This window comes from Methanoculleus frigidifontis (assembly GCF_030464345.1).
Lineage (GTDB): Archaea > Halobacteriota > Methanomicrobia > Methanomicrobiales > Methanoculleaceae > Methanoculleus_A > Methanoculleus_A frigidifontis.
This window is the reverse complement of record NZ_VCYH01000002.1, coordinates 88632-106995: the sequence shown is the minus strand read 5'-3', so window position 1 is coordinate 106995 and position 18364 is coordinate 88632. Positions and strand designations below refer to the sequence as shown.

Annotated in this window: 15 protein-coding genes; 4 read left to right on the top strand and 11 right to left on the bottom strand. The window is 59.4% G+C overall.

Annotated elements, in window-relative coordinates:
* The 5 genes from fdhF (FGU65_RS03410) to fdhF (FGU65_RS03390) form a co-directional block, all read right to left on the bottom strand.
* Nucleotides 1-2058 carry a formate dehydrogenase subunit alpha gene (gene fdhF / locus FGU65_RS03410; RefSeq protein ID WP_301663011.1) on the bottom strand — a complete coding sequence of 686 codons (2058 nt, stop codon included), beginning with the start codon at nucleotides 2056-2058 and terminating at the stop codon, nucleotides 1-3.
* Nucleotides 2059-2267: 209 nt separating this feature from the next.
* Nucleotides 2268-3506, bottom strand: coding sequence for a Coenzyme F420 hydrogenase/dehydrogenase, beta subunit C-terminal domain (locus tag FGU65_RS03405; RefSeq protein ID WP_301663010.1), 1239 nt, complete (start codon nucleotides 3504-3506; stop codon nucleotides 2268-2270).
* Nucleotides 3507-3508: 2 nt separating this feature from the next.
* Nucleotides 3509-5575, bottom strand: coding sequence for a formate dehydrogenase subunit alpha (gene fdhF / locus FGU65_RS03400; RefSeq protein WP_301663009.1), 2067 nt, complete (start codon nucleotides 5573-5575; stop codon nucleotides 3509-3511).
* 371 nt (nucleotides 5576-5946) lie between these two features.
* A complete protein-coding gene (locus FGU65_RS03395) occupies nucleotides 5947-7101 on the bottom strand; it encodes a Coenzyme F420 hydrogenase/dehydrogenase, beta subunit C-terminal domain (protein ID WP_301663008.1) in 1155 nt (384 codons plus the stop codon).
* 2 nt (nucleotides 7102-7103) lie between these two features.
* Entirely contained in the window at nucleotides 7104-9170 is a 2067-nt protein-coding gene (gene fdhF / locus FGU65_RS03390) for a formate dehydrogenase subunit alpha (RefSeq protein ID WP_301663007.1), read from the bottom strand.
* A gap of 337 nt (nucleotides 9171-9507) precedes the next feature.
* Between fdhF (FGU65_RS03390) and FGU65_RS03385 the strand changes: the two genes are divergently transcribed.
* Nucleotides 9508-10131, top strand: coding sequence for a hypothetical protein (locus FGU65_RS03385; RefSeq protein ID WP_301663006.1), 624 nt, complete (start codon nucleotides 9508-9510; stop codon nucleotides 10129-10131).
* Between the two features lie 50 nt (nucleotides 10132-10181).
* Here the strand turns inward: FGU65_RS03385 and FGU65_RS03380 are convergent, their stop codons facing one another.
* Nucleotides 10182-11105 carry a hydantoinase/oxoprolinase family protein gene (locus tag FGU65_RS03380; RefSeq protein ID WP_301663005.1) on the bottom strand — a complete coding sequence of 308 codons (924 nt, stop codon included), beginning with the start codon at nucleotides 11103-11105 and terminating at the stop codon, nucleotides 10182-10184.
* Nucleotides 11102-11989 carry an ATP-grasp domain-containing protein gene (locus FGU65_RS03375; RefSeq protein WP_301663004.1) on the bottom strand — a complete coding sequence of 296 codons (888 nt, stop codon included), beginning with the start codon at nucleotides 11987-11989 and terminating at the stop codon, nucleotides 11102-11104. Before FGU65_RS03375 ends, FGU65_RS03380 begins: the two co-directional genes overlap by 4 nt.
* Before the next feature lie 84 nt (nucleotides 11990-12073).
* Between FGU65_RS03375 and surE the strand changes: the two genes are divergently transcribed.
* Both surE and rpiA read left to right on the top strand, forming a co-directional pair.
* Nucleotides 12074-12853 carry a 5'/3'-nucleotidase SurE gene (gene surE, locus FGU65_RS03370; protein WP_301663291.1) on the top strand — a complete coding sequence of 260 codons (780 nt, stop codon included), beginning with the start codon at nucleotides 12074-12076 and terminating at the stop codon, nucleotides 12851-12853.
* 165 nt (nucleotides 12854-13018) lie between these two features.
* On the top strand, nucleotides 13019-13714 hold the full coding sequence (gene rpiA, locus FGU65_RS03365) for a ribose-5-phosphate isomerase RpiA (protein WP_301663003.1): 696 nt from the start codon (nucleotides 13019-13021) through the stop codon (nucleotides 13712-13714).
* Here the strand turns inward: rpiA and mreA are convergent.
* From mreA to FGU65_RS03345, 4 genes are all read right to left on the bottom strand, one after another.
* Nucleotides 13703-14083 (bottom strand): MreA family transcriptional regulator, encoded by a 381-nt coding sequence (gene mreA / locus FGU65_RS03360; protein ID WP_301663002.1) that lies wholly within the window; start codon nucleotides 14081-14083, stop codon nucleotides 13703-13705. The two genes, rpiA and mreA, sit on opposite strands and share 12 nt — an antisense overlap.
* Nucleotides 14084-14325: 242 nt before the next feature.
* A complete protein-coding gene (locus tag FGU65_RS03355; protein ID WP_301663001.1) occupies nucleotides 14326-14889 on the bottom strand; it encodes a TATA-box-binding protein in 564 nt (187 codons plus the stop codon).
* 41 nt (nucleotides 14890-14930) lie between these two features.
* Nucleotides 14931-16829, bottom strand: a complete 1899-nt coding sequence (gene acs, locus FGU65_RS03350) for an acetate--CoA ligase (protein ID WP_301663000.1) — start codon at nucleotides 16827-16829, stop codon at nucleotides 14931-14933.
* Between the two features lie 265 nt (nucleotides 16830-17094).
* Complete coding sequence (locus FGU65_RS03345; protein ID WP_301662999.1) at nucleotides 17095-17409, bottom strand: transcription factor S; 315 nt, start codon at nucleotides 17407-17409, stop codon at nucleotides 17095-17097.
* Between the two features lie 116 nt (nucleotides 17410-17525).
* Here FGU65_RS03345 and artA point away from each other — a divergent pair, with 116 nt between their 5' ends.
* Complete coding sequence (artA, locus tag FGU65_RS03340) at nucleotides 17526-18362, top strand: archaeosortase A (RefSeq protein ID WP_367652351.1); 837 nt, start codon at nucleotides 17526-17528, stop codon at nucleotides 18360-18362.
* The last annotated feature ends 2 nt before the right edge of the window (nucleotides 18363-18364 follow it).

Below are 18364 nucleotides of genomic sequence, written 5' to 3'. Positions count from 1 at the left end.
TTAAGCCTCCGTGATCTTCTCGACCTTTATAGCACACGCCTTGTACTCCGGTATCTTGGCAACCGGGTCGAGGGCGTTGTTCGTCAGAGCATTTGCCGGATGTTCCTTGTAGTGGAAGGGAATGAACGTGACGCCCTTCTTGATCTCTGCCGTGACTTTTGCCGGGATCTCGATCGACCCGCGGCGGGTGCTCGCCTTTACGACCTCGCCGTCTTTGATCCCGAGGTCCTGTGCATCCCCGGGGTTGATCTCGATCCAGCCGATCGGTGCCTCTTTCTCAAGATCCCAGGACCGGCGGGTCATGGTGCCGGTATGCCAGTGCCAGAGGATACGGCCGGTGGTCAGGACGAGCGGGTACTCCTCGTCAGGGATCTCCGCAGGGGGTTTCCACTCTATGGGCGAGAAGATGCCGAGTCCGTCGGGGGTGGCGAACTTCTCGGTATGCAGGATCGGTGTTCCCGGGTGGTCCTCGGTCGGGCATGGCCAGTGCAGCCCGTCCGGGTCGAGGCGGGCGTAGCTCATGCCGTGGTAGGACGGGGTGACGGCGGCGATCTCGGTGAAGACCTCTTCGGGATTCGCAAAGGCGAACTGGTCGCCCATGTCCATCCTGGCGGCGAGTTCGCAGATGATCTTCCAGTCCTCTTTCGCCTCGCCGGGCGGCTCCTGGGCTTTTCTGAATCGCTGGACGCGCCGCTCGGTGTTGGTCTGGGTGCCGTCCTTCTCTGCGTAGCAGGAGGCCGGCAGCACAACGTCCGCCATCTCGGCGGTCTCGCTCATGAAGATGTCCTGGACGACCAGGAACTCGAGGTTCTCGATGGCGTGCTCGACGTGGGTGAGGTCAGGGTCGGAGAGCATGGGGTTTTCGCCCATGATGTACATCGCCTTGAGCTTGCCCGGTTCATCTGCAAGGACGTTTATCATCTCGGTGACGGTGTAGCCGACCCGTCCCTCGGCGATGCCGCAGCACCAGGCGCTTGCGAACTTCTGCTGGGCGGCCTCTTCGGTGACCTTCTGGTAGCCGGTGTAGACGTTCGGCAGGCAGCCCATGTCGCAGGCGCCCTGGACGTTGTTCTGGCCGCGGAGCGGGTTCACGCCGCCGCCGCGTTTGCCCATGTTCCCGGTGAGCATCATCAGGTTGGCGGTCGACTTGACGTTGTCGACACCGACGGTGTGCTGGGTGATGCCCATCGAGTAGATCAGCGTTGCCACCTCGGCCTTTGCGATCCACTCTGCTGCGGTTTTGAGGCTCTCGGCCGGGATGCCGGAGACTTTCGAGACATTCTCGAGACTGTAGTCGTCCTTCATGACGACCTCTTTCAGTTTCTCAAAGTCCTTCGTGCGCTTCTCGATGAACTCCGTATCCTCCCAGCCGTTTCTGATGATCTCCTGCATCAGGCCGTTGAAGATGGCGACGTCGGTTCCGGAGACGAACGGCATGTAAAGGTCGGCCTGCTTGCCGGTTGCGGTGTAGCGCGGGTCGGCGTAGATGACTTTTGCGCCCTTCTCTTTCGCACGAACGATGCTGCGTCCGATCAGGGGGTGCTGCTCGAATGTGTTGCTGCCGATGATGAAGATGCAGTTCGCGTCACCGATGTCCTTGATGGAGTTCGTCATCGCACCGGAGCCGAAGACGATGGCGAGGCCCGCGACGGTGGACGCGTGGCAGAGGCGGGCGCAGTGGTCGATGTGCGGGGTCTTCAGGACGGCCCGGGCAAACTTCTGCATCAGGTAGTTCTCTTCATTGGAGACGCGGGCTGACGAGAGGCAGGCCATCTCCTCGGGTTTGTACGACCTGAACTTTCCGGCGATCAGGTCGTATGCCTCGTCCCAGGTAGCCTCTTCAAACTTTCCGTCCTTCCTGATGAGCGGCTTTGTAAGGCGATCGGGACTGTTGACAAATTCGTGGGCGTAGCGTCCCTTCGGACAGAGTTTTCCTCCGTTCACCGGGGCACGCTGCCAGTGGGCGACGTCGACGACCCTGCCGTTCCGGACGACAAGGTTGAAGCCGCATCCCGTGCCGCAGTAGGGGCACGTGGTCGACACGTACTTGAGATCCATGGTTCTCCCTCGGACGGGAAGACCGCGCTTGGATTATTTAATACTCATGGTTACTGCAAAAAAACTGAAGAATATCGGTGGGTGCGGCAACCGGCGTCCGCAAAACCGGGACGGTGAGTCCCGGCAAGATCTGTGCCGTGATACCACAGCCTTCCTCGCGTCTCCGGGATATTCGGAGGCGGAGAAAAAATGGTTGTGGTTTTTGTGGTTTAACTGAAGATGTTGAAGATCTGGTCGTCGCCGGTATCGTTCAGGCGCTTCCTCTCGGTCTTCTCATCGACAAGTGCCAGGATCGGCAGGGTCATGTCCACACCGGGCTTCTGGCCGAACATCTCCTCGAGGTCGACCTGCAGGGCGTGCATGAAGAGCGCGTTCGGGATGTCCATCGCGCAGTTCTCCTCGCACTGACCGCAGTTGATACAGGAGTCGGAGATGTGGGCGAACCGGATCAGGTGGAACATGAAGTCCGGCGGAATCTGGCCTGGTGTGACCAGGTGCGGCTTCTTGGTGCTGCACTCCACGCAGTAGCAGATCGGGCAGTTCTCAATGCACTGGTAGCACTTGATGCAGCGGCTCGTCTCCTCCATGATCTTCTGGAGGCGTTCTTTGCCCTCGCCGAGTTCGTCGAAGTTCTTGGCGCGCCACTTGTCGCCGAGTTTGAGCATGGCGTTCTCGACCTTGCCGCGGATCTCGATACCCTTGGGGTTCGGGGCCTCGGTCGCGAGAGCGCCCGTCTTTGCGGCGCCGTTCACGAGGTCGGCGCCCTTCTCGGAGCAGACTTCGACGAAGGTTGCCTTGCCGGCTTTGTCGCCGATGACACCCCAGTTTCCGCAGGCGAGGTCTGCCTGGCGGGGGATCTTCATCTTGCAGCGGCGGCAGTTGGCGCGGCGGCCGAAGCCTTCCTCTTCGAGTTCGTCGATCGAGATGCCCTTGTGCTCACCGTCTTTGGTGACGATGATGAACTGGCCTTTGTCGATCTCCTCCTTGACGACGTCGTCGGGGTTGACGCCGAACTTCTCGGCGATCATCTTGCGGGCCGAGACGGGGCTGACGGAGCCACCGCAGTTGAGGCCGATCATGTAGACGTTGTCCAGGTTTACCTGGTTGCGCTTCGCGAGCTCGTAGAGACCCATCGCGTCGCAGCCCTTCACCGGGACGGCGATCTTCATGTCCTTCGCGCCGTCCAGGTACTTCTTGAAGAGTTTTGCAAGCAGCAGGGTTCCGCAGTGAAGCGACCCGGATGTCTCTGCGATCTCTGCGGGATCGGTGATGAGTGCCGGGACGGCATCGTAGATGTCCTGTCCCTTCTTGATGGCAAGGACTGCGTCGACTGTGCCGCTCTCGAGGGCGTACTTCAGAAGAGCGCTGACCGCTCCTCCGCATTCGCCCTTCTCCTGAACGGCTGCGTCGGCTGCCCATGCGTAGACCATGTCTCCTTTTGCTACCATGGTTAGGCCTCCGTGATCTTCTCGACCTTTACAGCACACGCCTTGAACTCAGGGATCTTGGCGATGGGGTCGAGTGCGTTGTTCGTCAGGATGTTTGCCGCGCATTCCTTGAAGTGGAACGGCATGAACATGACACCCTTCATGATGTCTTTGGTCACCCGTGCGGGGACGATGATCGATCCGCGGCGGCTGCTCGCCTTCACGGTTTCGCCGTCCTTGATGCCGAGATCCTTGGCGTCCTCGGGGTTGATCTCGATCCAGCCGGTCGGGACTTCGTTGTCGAGCGTGGCAGAGCGGCGGGTCATGGTGCCGGTGTGCCAGTGGAAGAGGATACGGCCGGTGGTGAAGACGTAGGGGTATTCTGCGTCGGGGACTTCCGCGGGCGGTTTCCAGTCGATCGCGTGCATGACGCCGAAACCGTCGGGGTGGGCGAACTTCGCTCCGTGCAGGATCGGCGTGCCGGGGTGGTCCTCTGCGGGGCAGGGCCAGTGGAGCGCCTCGGGGCGGTTCAGGCGCTCGTAGTTCATGCCGTGGTAAGACGGGGTGACGGCAGCGATCTCGTTGAAGATGTCCTCGGCAGTCTCCCACGCGAACTGGTCTGCGTAGCCCATCTTGGCGGCGATCTCTGCGATGATCTTCCAGTCGTCTTTTGCCTCGCCGGGGGGGTCCTGCGCTTTGCGCCACATCTGGACACGCCGCTCGGTGCTGGTCTGCGTGCCGTCCTTCTCTGCGTAGCAGGCTGCGGGGAGGACGACGTCGGCGAGCTCTGCGGTCTCGGTCATGAAGATGTCCTGCACGACCAGGAACTCGAGGTTCTTGATGGCGTGCTCGACGTGGGTGAGGTCCGGATCGGAGAGCATGGGGTTTTCGCCCATGATGTACATGCACTTCAGCTCACCGGGGTTGTCGGTGAGGACGTCCATCATGACGGTGACCTCGTAGCCGTTCTTGGGCTCGCTGATGCCGTCGGGGAAGCCCCATGCGTCGGCGAACTTCTTGTGGGCGGCTTCGTCGATGACCTTCTGGTAGCCGGTGAAGACGACCGGGAGCGCACCCATGTCGCAGGCGCCCTGGACGTTGTTCTGGCCACGGAGTGCGTTAACACCGGTGCCGGGCCTGCCCAGGTTGCCGGTGAGCATCTGGAGGTTGGCGATCGACTTGACGTTGTCGACACCGACGGTGTGCTGGGTGATGCCCATCGAGTAGAGGATCGCAGCCGACTCGGCGGTGCCGATCCACTCTGCTGCGGTCTTGAGCTGCTCGACCGGGATGCCGGAGATCTTGGAGACGTTCTCGAGGCTGTAGTCCTCCTTCATGACCGTCGCCTTGAGCTCCTCGTATCCCTTAACACGGTTCTTGAGGAACTCCGTATCCTCCCAGCCGTTCTTGATGATCTCCTGCATCAGGCCGTTGAGAATCGCGACGTCGCTGCCGGAGACGAACTGCATGTAGAGGTCGGCCTGCTTGCCGGTTGCGGTGTAGCGCGGGTCGGCGTAGATGATCTTGGCGCCGGCCTTCTTCGCCTGGGCAACCCTGCGCCCGATCAGGGGGTGCTGCTCGAATGTGTTGCTGCCGAGGATGAAGAGGCACTTGGACTCGGCGATGTCGCCGATGGAGTTGGTCATCGCACCTGAGCCGAAGGATGCCGCAAGGCCGGCGACGGTGGACGCGTGGCAGAGACGGGCACAGTGGTCGATGTGACGGGTTTTGAGTGCGCCGCGGGCGAACTTCATCAGCGCGTAGTTCTCCTCGTTGGAGGTACGGGCGGATGAGAGCACTGCGCACTCGTCGGGCTTATACGACTTGAACTTCTCGGCGATCAGGTCGTATGCCTCGTCCCAGGTCGCTTCCTCAAATGTGCCGTTCTTCTTGATGAGCGGCTTTGTGAGGCGGTCTTCGCGGTTCACGAATTCGTGGGCATAGGTGCCCTTCGGACATACTCTTCCCTCGTTAACGGGTGAACGCTGGTAGGGCTGCACACCGGCAACCTTGCCGTCCTTCACCACGAGGTTGAAGCTGCATCCCGTGCCGCAGTAGGGGCACGTGGTCTGTACGTACTTGAGTTCCATGGTAAAACCTCGGATACATAGATTTTCGAAGTTAGGTATATTTAATTGTACTGATTAACTGTCGCGGTTTTGGGGAATATCGGTGGGTTTTAGGTGGGGTCATTTTCCTGGAGCAGATTGAAAACATCAAATTGATGTCCTTTTATCATTTAATGTCATTATCGCTGTCTATATGCTCATGCGCACTGCATCTTCCCGTCCCGGTGCTGCTGTATGGCAGGTACGAATGGGCGCATCGATCTGTTTTCTGCGAATATATCTGCGGTAATGGTGACCGGAATACGATGGATTGTGGTGATCGTCGCCACACAGGTGGGGAACAGGCGGCCTGCAGGAGGTGCGTCGTCGGCAGGGCGGATAATCAAAAAAGATTAGTTTTTGTAGGGCGCTCTGCCCAGTTTTGGCTGGAAAGCGGCGTCTCCCTCGGATCTGATGGCGTGCGAGAAGAGTGCCAGCGGGATGTCCATCGGGCAGAGTTCTTCGCACTGACCGCAGTTGACACAGGAGTCGGAGATGTGGGCGAACCGCCTGAGATGGAACATCGGGTTTGGCGGAATCTCACCGGTGGTGACCATCCTGGAATTTCCCTTGAGGTCTTCTGAGGCCGGGAAGCAGACCGGACAGTTTTCAATGCACGAATAGCATTTTATGCACCGTGCGGTCTCCCTTTCGATAGTCCCCCAGAGGTCGGAACTGAGTGCGTTAAAGTCGTTCTTCCGCCACTTGTTGCCGAGTTTGAGCATGGCGTTCTCGACCTTGCCGCGGATCTCGATGCCTTTCGGGATTGCCGCGCTGGTCTCAAGTGCTCCTGCAGCCGCTGCTTTGTTCAGCAACTCTGCACCCTTCTCGGAGCAGACCTCGACGAAGGTGGCCTTGCCGGCCTTATCGCCGATGACACCCCAGTTGCCGGCAGCGAGATCTGCCTGGCGCGGAACCTTGTACAGGCACCTGCGGCAGTTGGAGCGGCGGCCGTAACCTTCCTCTTCGAGTTCGTCGATCGAGATGCCCTTGTGCTCACCGTCTTTGGTGACGATGATGAACTGACCCTTGTCGATCTCCTCCTTGACGACGTCGTCGGGGTTGACACCGAACTTCTCGGCGATCATCTTCCGGGCCGAGACGGGGCTGACGGACCCGCCGCAGTTGACGCCGATCAGGAGGAGTCGGTCCATATCCACTGCATCACGCTTTGCGAGTTCGATGAGGCCCATGAGATCACAGCCTTTCACGGTGACTCCGACCCTGGTGTTCTCGGTGCTTTCCAGATACTTCTTTACCACTTTTGAGAGCAGCAGAGTTCCGCAGTGGAGCGAACCTGCGGTCTCCGCCAGATCCACCGGGTCGGTGATAAGCGTCGGGACGGCATCGTAGAGATCCTGTCCCTTCTTGACGGCAAGGACGGCGTCGACCATGCCGGATTTCAGGGCGTACTGCTGCAGAGCAGTGATCGCTCCTCCGCACTCTCCCTTCTCCTGAACGGCTGCGTCGGCTGCCCATGCGTAGACCATGTCTCCTTTTGCTACCATGGTTAGGCCTCCGTGATCTTCTCGACCTTTACAGCACACGCCTTGAACTCAGGGATCTTGGCGATGGGGTCGAGTGCGTTGTTCGTCAGGATGTTTGCCGCGCATTCCTTGAAGTGGAACGGCATGAACATGACACCCTTCATGATGTCTTTGGTCACCCGTGCGGGGACGATGATCGATCCGCGGCGGCTGCTCGCCTTCACGGTTTCGCCGTCCTTGATGCCGAGATCCTTGGCGTCCTCGGGGTTGATCTCGATCCAGCCGGTCGGGACTTCGTTGTCGAGCGTGGCAGAGCGGCGGGTCATGGTGCCGGTGTGCCAGTGGAAGAGGATACGGCCGGTGGTGAAGACGTAGGGGTATTCTGCGTCGGGGACTTCCGCGGGCGGTTTCCAGTCGATCGCGTGCATGACGCCGAAACCGTCGGGGTGGGCGAACTTCGCTCCGTGCAGGATCGGCGTGCCGGGGTGGTCCTCTGCGGGGCAGGGCCAGTGGAGCGCCTCGGGGCGGTTCAGGCGCTCGTAGTTCATGCCGTGGTAAGACGGGGTGACGGCAGCGATCTCGTTGAAGATGTCCTCGGCAGTCTCCCACGCGAACTGGTCTGCGTAGCCCATCTTGGCGGCGATCTCTGCGATGATCTTCCAGTCGTCTTTTGCCTCGCCGGGGGGGTCCTGCGCTTTGCGCCACATCTGGACACGCCGCTCGGTGCTGGTCTGCGTGCCGTCCTTCTCTGCGTAGCAGGCTGCGGGGAGGACGACGTCGGCGAGCTCTGCGGTCTCGGTCATGAAGATGTCCTGCACGACCAGGAACTCGAGGTTCTTGATGGCGTGCTCGACGTGGGTGAGGTCCGGATCGGAGAGCATGGGGTTTTCGCCCATGATGTACATGCACTTCAGCTCACCGGGGTTGTCGGTGAGGACGTCCATCATGACGGTGACCTCGTAGCCGTTCTTGGGCTCGCTGATGCCGTCGGGGAAGCCCCATGCGTCGGCGAACTTCTTGTGGGCGGCTTCGTCGATGACCTTCTGGTAGCCGGTGAAGACGACCGGGAGCGCACCCATGTCGCAGGCGCCCTGGACGTTGTTCTGGCCACGGAGTGCGTTAACACCGGTGCCGGGCCTGCCCAGGTTGCCGGTGAGCATCTGGAGGTTGGCGATCGACTTGACGTTGTCGACACCGACGGTGTGCTGGGTGATGCCCATCGAGTAGAGGATCGCAGCCGACTCGGCGGTGCCGATCCACTCTGCTGCGGTCTTGAGCTGCTCGACCGGGATGCCGGAGATCTTGGAGACGTTCTCGAGGCTGTAGTCCTCCTTCATGACCGTCGCCTTGAGCTCCTCGTATCCCTTAACACGGTTCTTGAGGAACTCCGTATCCTCCCAGCCGTTCTTGATGATCTCCTGCATCAGGCCGTTGAGAATCGCGACGTCGCTGCCGGAGACGAACTGCATGTAGAGGTCGGCCTGCTTGCCGGTTGCGGTGTAGCGCGGGTCGGCGTAGATGATCTTGGCGCCGGCCTTCTTCGCCTGGGCAACCCTGCGCCCGATCAGGGGGTGCTGCTCGAATGTGTTGCTGCCGAGGATGAAGAGGCACTTGGACTCGGCGATGTCGCCGATGGAGTTGGTCATCGCACCTGAGCCGAAGGATGCCGCAAGGCCGGCGACGGTGGACGCGTGGCAGAGACGGGCACAGTGGTCGATGTGACGGGTTTTGAGTGCGCCGCGGGCGAACTTCATCAGCGCGTAGTTCTCCTCGTTGGAGGTACGGGCGGATGAGAGCACTGCGCACTCGTCGGGCTTATACGACTTGAACTTCTCGGCGATCAGGTCGTATGCCTCGTCCCAGGTCGCTTCCTCAAATGTGCCGTTCTTCTTGATGAGCGGCTTTGTGAGGCGGTCTTCGCGGTTCACGAATTCGTGGGCGTAGGTGCCCTTCGGGCACACTTTCCCCTCATTGACGGGCGAACGCTGGTAGGGTGCTGTTCCGATAACCTTGCCGTTCTGGACGACAAGATTGAAGCTACAGCCGGTTCCGCAGTACGGACATGTGGTGGCCACATACTTCATGGTCATACTTTTGATTCTCCTTATGGATATGCGGCTATATTCTGTCAAGCTACTTAAATGATGTTAGTTAACCCGTTTACCTTCCCGGGCACTCTCTGTGCTGCTGCTGTGATTCTTCTTCCCTCTGTGTTTCCAGAGCAGAAACAGAGACGTTCCGGAGCGCGGTTCGGCGGCAGGTTCAAAGGGTATATTTAATAGAAATGCTATCGGGCTGATTTCACTGGGAGTATTTTTCCGGTATGCCACATAGCAGCATACCGAACCGGTGACAGGGGTCACTTCCGGCTACCCCGATGTGCGCGGAGATGTTAATAATGGTAGAGTCATAGAGTGGGATCTGACAATGAAGAAAGTTCTGCTCCCGCCGATGCTCATCGATCTGGTCGGAAGCGCCCTCGCGTCGATGGACGGCGTGACATTCACAGAGCGCGATGCCTGCCCGTCGTGCGGGGGAGCGCTGACCGTCCATGACCTCCGGAAAAAGCGGTTCGCCGTTCTCCTGGAAGACGGAAAGCGCCGTGTGATCCACGTCTTCGTCAAGCGGTTCTACTGCACCCGTTGCGGGAGCCTCTGCTATGCGGAGGAGCCATTCTATCCTGACACCCGCCTCGGCTCGCCGGTAGTCGAGCTTTCCCTCCTCCTTGCTGCACGGATGCCGTACCACCGGGCGAGCCGTCTCCTGAAAGCGATGGGCATCGTCGTCGACCGGGGAACGATACGGAACTACGCCGCACGAGACCTGCCGCGTGTCCCCTACACCGAACTCTTCGGGGTGCCGCTCCCTCTCTCGCTCTTAAACCTCTCGCTCTCCGCCGTCGGAAGTAAGGGGCGTCGCGTCGTAGGGGCAGAAGCGCTCGCTGCCTGTGGTTTCCCAGCCGCAGACCGGGCACCGCTTCAGGAGAGGGGGCTTTCCAAAGAGCGGGATCAGCGGGATAAAGAGAAACAGAAAGAAGAAGGGAAACCCTAGCAGCAGCGAAACCGCGGTGATGACGACCGAACCGCAGAGCAGGACGAGGGTCAGGAGCCAGCGGTTCGTCGTGCCACCTCCAGAACCGCGTACGCCGGAAGGGCATCCACGACGCTGCCGAGGTTCCTGCGCAGCGTCGTGCCACAGAGCTCTTTTGCAAAGAGATCCGCACCGATCCCGGCGGTAACAACTCTCCCGGCACCGGACGTCTCCATCGCCTGCTCCACCGCTTCTGCAACCAGTCTTTTCTGGACGGCCCAGAACTGCGCTGCGATATCTGCTGCCGCAGCCTCGCCGATCTCTTCGACGTCGGCGCAGACCACCCGGGCGAGCCGCCGGAGCGCTCCTGCACGAGATCTCTCCCCCTGATCCGGTGCGGGGCAGGTATACGCTTCAGGAGCAATAGTGCCGAGGACGAGATGGGCATCCGCGCTGGCGGCAAAGTACTCTGTGCTCACCGGCGTCGCCACCCCGTCGATGACGGCCGACCCAAGCAGCGTCGCGACGTTCGTCCGCAGCATGCCGGTGTAGACGAGGTACCGGCGCTGGAGCCGCAGGATATCGGTCAGTCCCTTGAGCGACTCGAAGCAGCCGAGCGGGATGACGTCCGCGGTCGTGCTCCCGACGTCGAGGAGTACCGCGTCCGCATACTCCTCGCGGAGGTAATCGGCGGACGCGAGCCAGTTTGCCGCCGCAAGCGCGGGCACCGGTGTGGTGTGGAACGCAGCATCCGTGCCGTAGAACTGTGCTTCGGGAAGGGCCTGCCTGACCTGGTCGACGATCCAGGCGATGCCTTCCATCTTATTCGAAAAACTGTCGGCGAGCTCCCCGCTCATCACCACGGCGGCCTCTCCTGCGTATTCGCTGAGATGCGCGGCGAGCGGCGCCTCCTGCCAGAGCGGGCAGTAGTGGATATGCACGCCGTCCTCATCCACGACCTTGAGGTTCGCACCGCCGATGTCCACCCCGATCATACGGGCTGCACGCTCCCGTCCTTATCGAACCGCACGTGGCCGGTGAGATGCACCGCCTCGGGCCCGCCGCCATGGGATGCCGCCACCAGGATCCCGGCGATCTCTTCTTCCATGACCGCGGCGATGCCGACCAGGCTCGTCGTCGGACGGGGGTTGACGTCGACGACGTAGATGCTGTCTGCGACGACCACGTCGATGCCGGCGTACCCCTGGCAGCCGAGGACGTTCATCGCATTCGTCGCAACCTCGACGATCTCCCTCTCCCGGGGTGGGTGGACCGGTGTCTCCCCGCCGAGATACATGAGCGCTCCGTCCTCGCCGACTACGATCTCCTGCCTGTTTACGGTGAGCAGGAGCGGCGGCCGTCCGGTATAGTTCTCGCAGACGTTGCCGGTGACCCGGCTCCCGACGAGGCTTACGCTGTAGTGTTCGCCCTCGATGTACCGCTGTCCGAATTCACCCTCCCCGGGCTCGTCAGCGGAGAGCCGAACACCCATCGCACCGCATCCGGTGATCGGTTTGATGATCTTCCTCCCTGCCGTCACCTCTTCAGGGACAGCGATGCCGTTGCGCATCAGGATATCTGTCGTACGGCGTTTGTTCGCGCAGACTGCTGCGTTCATGCTGCCGCAGCCGATGTTGTGGGTGAACTGTTCGAGCAGATGGGTGAACCTGAAGAGAAGATGATCGGGAGCGATGACGAGACCGAGATCGCACTCCGGTGCACGTCTCCGGATCTCGGCCGCAAAATCGCTGCCTTCGGGAGATACGACCGCATATCCGGAGGCTTCGAAGCTCTGCTGCAGGACGGAGAGCATGGCGGCCCCTTCGGCAGCCAGCTGTGGCTCGTTGCAGACGGTATACTCAGCGAGGAACGCCTTCATCACGTATATGTTGGCAGGAGGATGACTTCACCCTGACGATTGGTCAGGTATTATCTCTCCTGCGGCCAGATGTACCTGGCGACGATGAAGCCGAAGATACTGCTTACCAATGACGACGGTGTTACGTCTGCCGGGCTCTGGGCTGCCTACGAGGCCCTCTCTGCCATTGCGGACGTCACTGTCGTAGCCCCCGCGACGCAGCAGAGCGCGGTGGGGAGGTCGATCTCAATCTTCGAACCTATCCGCACCTACGAGATCACCCTGAACGGGGTGCCTGCCTACTCGGTCGGCGGAAAACCGACCGATGCGGTCATCATCGGGCTGTACTCCCTCAACCTGAAACCCGATCTCGTTGTCAGCGGCGTCAATATCGGTGAAAATCTCTCATATGAGTCTATTATGACGTCCGGCACGGTCGGCGCCGCGCTGGAGGCCTCAAACCAGGGAGTCCGGTCGATCGCGTTTTCATTGCAGGTGGAAGACCAGGGCGATAAGTTCGACGACCCGTCGCGGGCGACCCAGAAGTTCGAGGAGACGCGGCGCATCGTGCGCGATGTCTGTGAACGGATCTTTGAGCACGGCTTCCCCGAAGACGCGGACGTCATCAACGTGAACATCCCGTCGCGCGTGACGGGCGGATACGAGGTGACCCGGCTCGGCGAGAAGCTCTTCCATACCGGTGTCGAGAAGAGGCTCGATCCGCGCGGCCGCCCCTATTACTGGATCGACGGTCCGCTCTACGCGGATGCCGAAGAAGGGACAGACGTGCACGCCGTGCGGAAGGGGAATGTCTCGATCACCCCGATAACCCTCGACTGCACGGCGTTTCGTGCCGCCGCCAGGCTGAACGATATATTCCCCTGATTTTTCGGCGATGCGAACGGATCTCGTGCCGGGCTGCGGGTACTGTGTCGCTGTTTTCTCTGCACCTTCCTGAGATGCCGGTTTTCCGGCGGGAAGCGGCATTCCCCATCGCCGCTCGCAACCGAAGATGAGGATTGATATGATGGGAGGTGCCACCTGTCCTGCATGGATGCATCCCTTCTTGCTGAATCGAAACGCACTGCCGGGTACCGGGCTGCAGAGATGGTCGAGGACGGCACGGTTATCGGGCTCGGCACCGGGTCGACGGTCTTTTTCGCCATGGAACGGCTCGGTGAGCGGATCGGTGACGGCCTCTCTATCGCGGGCGTTCCGACGTCGTATCAGGCGGCGCAGCGGGCGCGGGAGTACGGTATCCCGCTCACCACGCTGGACGAACACCCGGAGATTGCACTCGCCATCGACGGTGCCGACCAGGTCGATCCCGGGCTCTGCCTGATCAAGGGGCGCGGCGCCGCGCATCTCCGGGAAAAGTGCGTAGCGGATGCGGCGGATGCGGTGATCATCGTCATCGATGCTGCAAAGATGACCGGCAGGCTGGATGCCGTCGTGCCGGTCGAGGTGCTGCCGTTTGCGTGCGGGCTTGTTTCGAGGAGACTGAAAGATCTTGGAGGGCTGCCGGCCCTGCGGGAAGGGGTGAAAAAAGATGGCCCCATCATCACGGACAACGGCAATTTCGTCATCGATTCTGATTTCGGAGAGATTCCCGACCCCGTGTCGCTCGAACGGCAGATCGCCGGTATACCCGGCGTGCTCGGTTCCGGACTCTTTACCACCTTTTCAGGAAAGATACGCGTCGTGGTGGGTGAAGGGCGGGAGTTCCGTATTGTCTCACTGCAGTGAGATCGTTTCGCGCATCTTCTGGATAAGGTCGAGCTGGTGCCGGGCTTCCTGTTTCTTCTCTTTTTCTATTGTATCCATAATTTCGGTTATCGGACGGGATAGCGTATAGATCTTGACCGGTCTGCCCTTGCTCTCGGATTTGCTCTCCCGGGTCTCTATCCATTTGCATTCTTTGAGGTAGCGCATCGCAATGCTGACCTCGGGCTGACGAAGGTCGGTACCCCGTTCGATGTCACGCGACGTTGCCTCGTCGGTGCTTGCCAGGTAGACGAGAACTTTGGAGACGTTGCGCTTGATTCCGATGCCCATGAGCAACTCGGCGAGTTCTTCCTCTTTTGGCGTGAAATATTTTACCTTATCTGACCTCATCCGTTCACCCTTTATTGTTGCATGTAGTGTTTTAAATCTGACTATAAAAATATTATTATTCCTATACGAGATTTTGCAATAATGAATCTTTACACGTGCGGTATAGGAAAACGCGAAATTCTGGGCAATCCTTTAGCTGTTGTGTGTTGCCGGCGACACGCGGCGGATCGGACAGGGTCTCCGGAAAAGATCGGCCGAAAAAAGATTTTGTGAGTGAAGCAAGATCGGGAAATAGTTTCTGCTTAAATGAGCCCGAGGTTCGATAGTTCGGAGAGGATCCGCTGCACTGCCCGCCTGGCGTCTTCAGGCACTTTGCCTCCGGTGATGATCAGCTTGCCTGAACCGAAGAGCAGGACGACGACCTTCGGATCGTCGAGCCGGTAGACGAGACCCGGGAACTGTTCCGGTTCGTACTCGATCTTGTCGAGGTTGAAACCGACGGCTATCTTGTTCAGGTTGATCGGGGTGCCGAGATCCGCTGAGGTTACGATATTCTGGATCTTGTAGCTGAGTTCTTCGGGGATGTCGATATTCAGTGCACGGAGCTGGTCGCCGAGTATCTGGAGGCCTTTGTTAAGGCTGTCGATGCTCTTTGCACCGGTGAGCACGACTTTGCCGGAGCCGAAGACGAGGGCTGCGATCTTCGGATCCTGCATTCGGAGGACGACACCGGGAAACCGCTTCTTATTATACTCGGCGTCTTTGAGTTGTGAGGCAAGTGAGGGCAGATCGAGGAAATCCGTCACTTTTGCGGAAGCAACGATATTTTCTATCTTGAGAGACTCTTCCGGTCTGCGTTCATTCATATTTATAAAATGCTTAAAACAGTATATAAATGGTTGGGTGTTCAGTCCTCGAGGGTGGAGATATCCCCGGGATCCATGCCCATTTCCTTCGCTTTCAGGACACGACGCATTATTTTTCCGCTACGCGTCTTCGGGAGGGATTCTACGAACTCCAGCTCGGACGGGATCGCGATGGGGCCGAGCGTCATCCGCACGTGGTACACGAGCTCGTTTCTCAGTTTTTCGGTCGGCTGATGACCCTGAATGAGGATGACGAACGCTTTGATGGTATTGCCCTTCAGCGGGTCGGGTTTCCCGATGACCGCCGCCTCTGCCACCGCCTTGTGGGAGACGAGAGCGCTTTCGACCTCTGCGGTACCGATGTTGTGTCCGGCGACGACGATCAGGTCGTCGGAGCGGCCGATGACCATGATGTAGCCGTTCTCATCCTTTACCGCAAGGTCGGCTGCGGTGTAGCAGCCGGGGATGGTCTCCCAGTACTTCCGGTAGCGCTCATCGTTCTCCCAGATCGTCCGCATCATGGACGGCCAGGGTCCCTTCACCACCAGAAGCCCGCCGGTACCCGGGGGCACCGAATTCCCATCAGAATCAACCACGTCGGCAACGATACCCGGGACGGGTTTACCGGCAAAACCGGGGCGCATCGGCTCGCCGATCATGGTGGTGATCATATGCATCCCGGTCTCGGTCTGCCACCAGGTATCCGCAATCGGGCACTTCGCACCCCCGATCACATGATAGAACCACTCGAAGGCTTCGGGGTTGAGGGGTTCGCCGACCGATCCGAGAACCCGGAGCGACGAGAGGTTATACTTCTTCGGCCACTCTTCGCCGACGCGCATGAACATCCTGATGGCGGTCGGGGCGGTGTAGAAGATCGTCACGCCGTACTCTTCGATCAGATTCCACCAGATCCCGGCATCGGGATAGTCCGGTGTCGTCTCGGTGATGAGGCAGGTAGCCCCGGTCAGGAGCGGGCCATACACGCCGTAGCTGTGCCCGGTGATCCAGCCGGGGTCGGCGGTGCACCAGTAGACATCGTTGTCCTTGACGTCGAAGACGTGCTTGGTCGTATAGTAGGTGCCGACCATATAGCCGCCGCAGGCATGGACGATGCCCTTGGGCTCACCGGTCGTACCGCTGGTAAAGAGAATGAACAGGGGATCTTCCGCATCCATCGGCTCAGCAGGGCATTCCCGGGGCTGGTTCTCCATCAGGTCCTCAAAGTCGATCTCCATCTCGGGATGCAGCTCGACCGGCTTCGTCTCTTCCCGGCGCAGCACGACGATGCGCTCGACACTCGGGGCGTTCACGACCGCATCTTCAACGATGGTCTTGAGCGGTATCGCCTTGCCGCGCCGGACGGTAACATCTGCGGCAACAACGATCTTGGCTCCGACAGCCCGGATGCGCTGGTTGAGTGCGCTCACGCCGAAACCACCGAAGACTACCGTGTGAACCGCCCCGATACGGGCGCATGCGAGCATGGCGATGAGCTGTTCGGGTACGACCGGCATGTAGATGCAGACACGGTCGCCTTTCTGAACCCCGAGGCTCTTGAGGCCGTTTGCAAAGCGGCAGACCGCATGGTAGAGCTGCTTGTAGGTGTAGATCCGCTCCTCGTCGTCGGTCTCGCCCCGCCACATGAGGGCGACTTTGTTCCGGCGCTGGTTGAAGACATGGCGGTCGAGGCAGTTCGTGGTGACGTTCAGTTTTCCGTTCAGGAACCATTTTGCGTACGGATAGTTCCACTCAAGAGCCTCATCCCAGTCCTGGTACCACTCGAGTTCACGGGCAATATCTTCCCAGAACCCGGTCGGATCTGCCAGGAACTCCTGATATCGCTGGCTATAGTCTCCTGCCCAGGCATTTTCCGTGCATTTGGCGCTTGGGGTGTAATACTTCGGAGTATCGAGGTTAACATCAAAATCTTCAGCCATCGTATCCCCTATTCTACATTATTAATAATGAGGATTGCTATATCAACATTCTGGTAGGGTTTCGGGGATATTTTGTGGTTCTCCGTGAGTATATATAAAGGAATCGTTTGTAGTGCTCCGTGATCGCCCGGAGGTTATCAGGGTGGCGTGCATGCCGGATGCGCCCGCGTCGGCAGAACGGGATGAGCGGCGTCTTCTGCCTGACGCATTGGAGAAAAGAGGTATTCTGGGCGGCTCTCCGCCCGCTCTGGGATGACAAAACTGTTCAGTCGTATTCCCGCCAGGTCTTACCGCAGGCGGTGCAGCGGAAAAATCGCACCTCACTCTCATCTGCAGCCCGCAGCTGCCGTAGCCACCAGTATGCCGTCGTGTTGTCGCAGTCCGGACATTTGATGGTTGCCGTCGGCAGCGTTGCGACCTTTGTTTCATCTTCTACGATGGTGATCTCCTTCTCGAGGCGCTTGTCCGTTTTTTTGAGCTTGTGCTCATCTGTGATCTCGCGGATGCAGCCACACTTTCTGCATTTCATCTGCCCCCCGGACGATATCATCAGACCCTTGCACTGTGGACAAAACATCATTCATAAACGTTCGTCTGCAGGTATGATTAACCCTTGGATGCTGCGGTGCACCGGGAGATTGAGAGCCGATCGAGCGGAAACGCCGCAATATTTTATGACCTCCGGTGGAGATATGTATGGTAATGAAAGAGTACCTGGTGCTGATATCCTGCATCGCGTTTCTTGCTTTCCTCATCCCCAATACCCGATTCCGCAAATATTTTGCTGTCGTTGGCTGGGTGAGCATCGTTGGATTCCTTTTTGCGGAGCTGCCGTATTACTTTTCCATCAATAACTTCATGTACCCGACGATAGCTCTTCTATCGCTGCCGTTCCTGTACGTGACGTTGCGGGCTCTCCTGCGCGAGGACTCCAGGGTCTTCCAGCTCTCGACTATCGCGGCCGTTGCGTTTTTAATCTACGCTCCGTTTGCATATGTCGTGCCGCTCGGCGACTGGCTCATCGCCACGGTCGTTGGACAGACCTCGTGGATGCTGAGTTCTGTCGGCTATCCCGTCTCCCACGTCACCTGGAATATCATCTCCCGGAACGGTTTCCAGACCGAGATAATCCTCGCCTGCACCGGCATCCAGAGCATCGCCATCATGCTGGGGGTTGCCGCCGGCGTCAAGACGACGCTGCGGCAGAAGGTGCTTGCATTTCTCCTCGTCTTCCCGACAATATACGTCCTGAACATCCTCCGGAACGTCTTCGTCGTCACGGCGTACACGCAGCAGTGGTTTCCGTATCTTCCGGAGATTGCAGGAAACGGGGAGCTCGGGTACGAGAGCTTCTTCTGGGCGCACAACGTGCTCTGCGAGCTCGGGGCGCTCATACTGCTGATTGCAATTGCATATGGTCTTTTTATGATCATCCCCGGGCTCGGGGCGTTTGCAGACGATCTCTTCAGGCTCTATCGCAATGACCTTGCCGATCTCGTGGGGTGGAAGCGGGAGAGCTCATCCGCCCGGTAAAT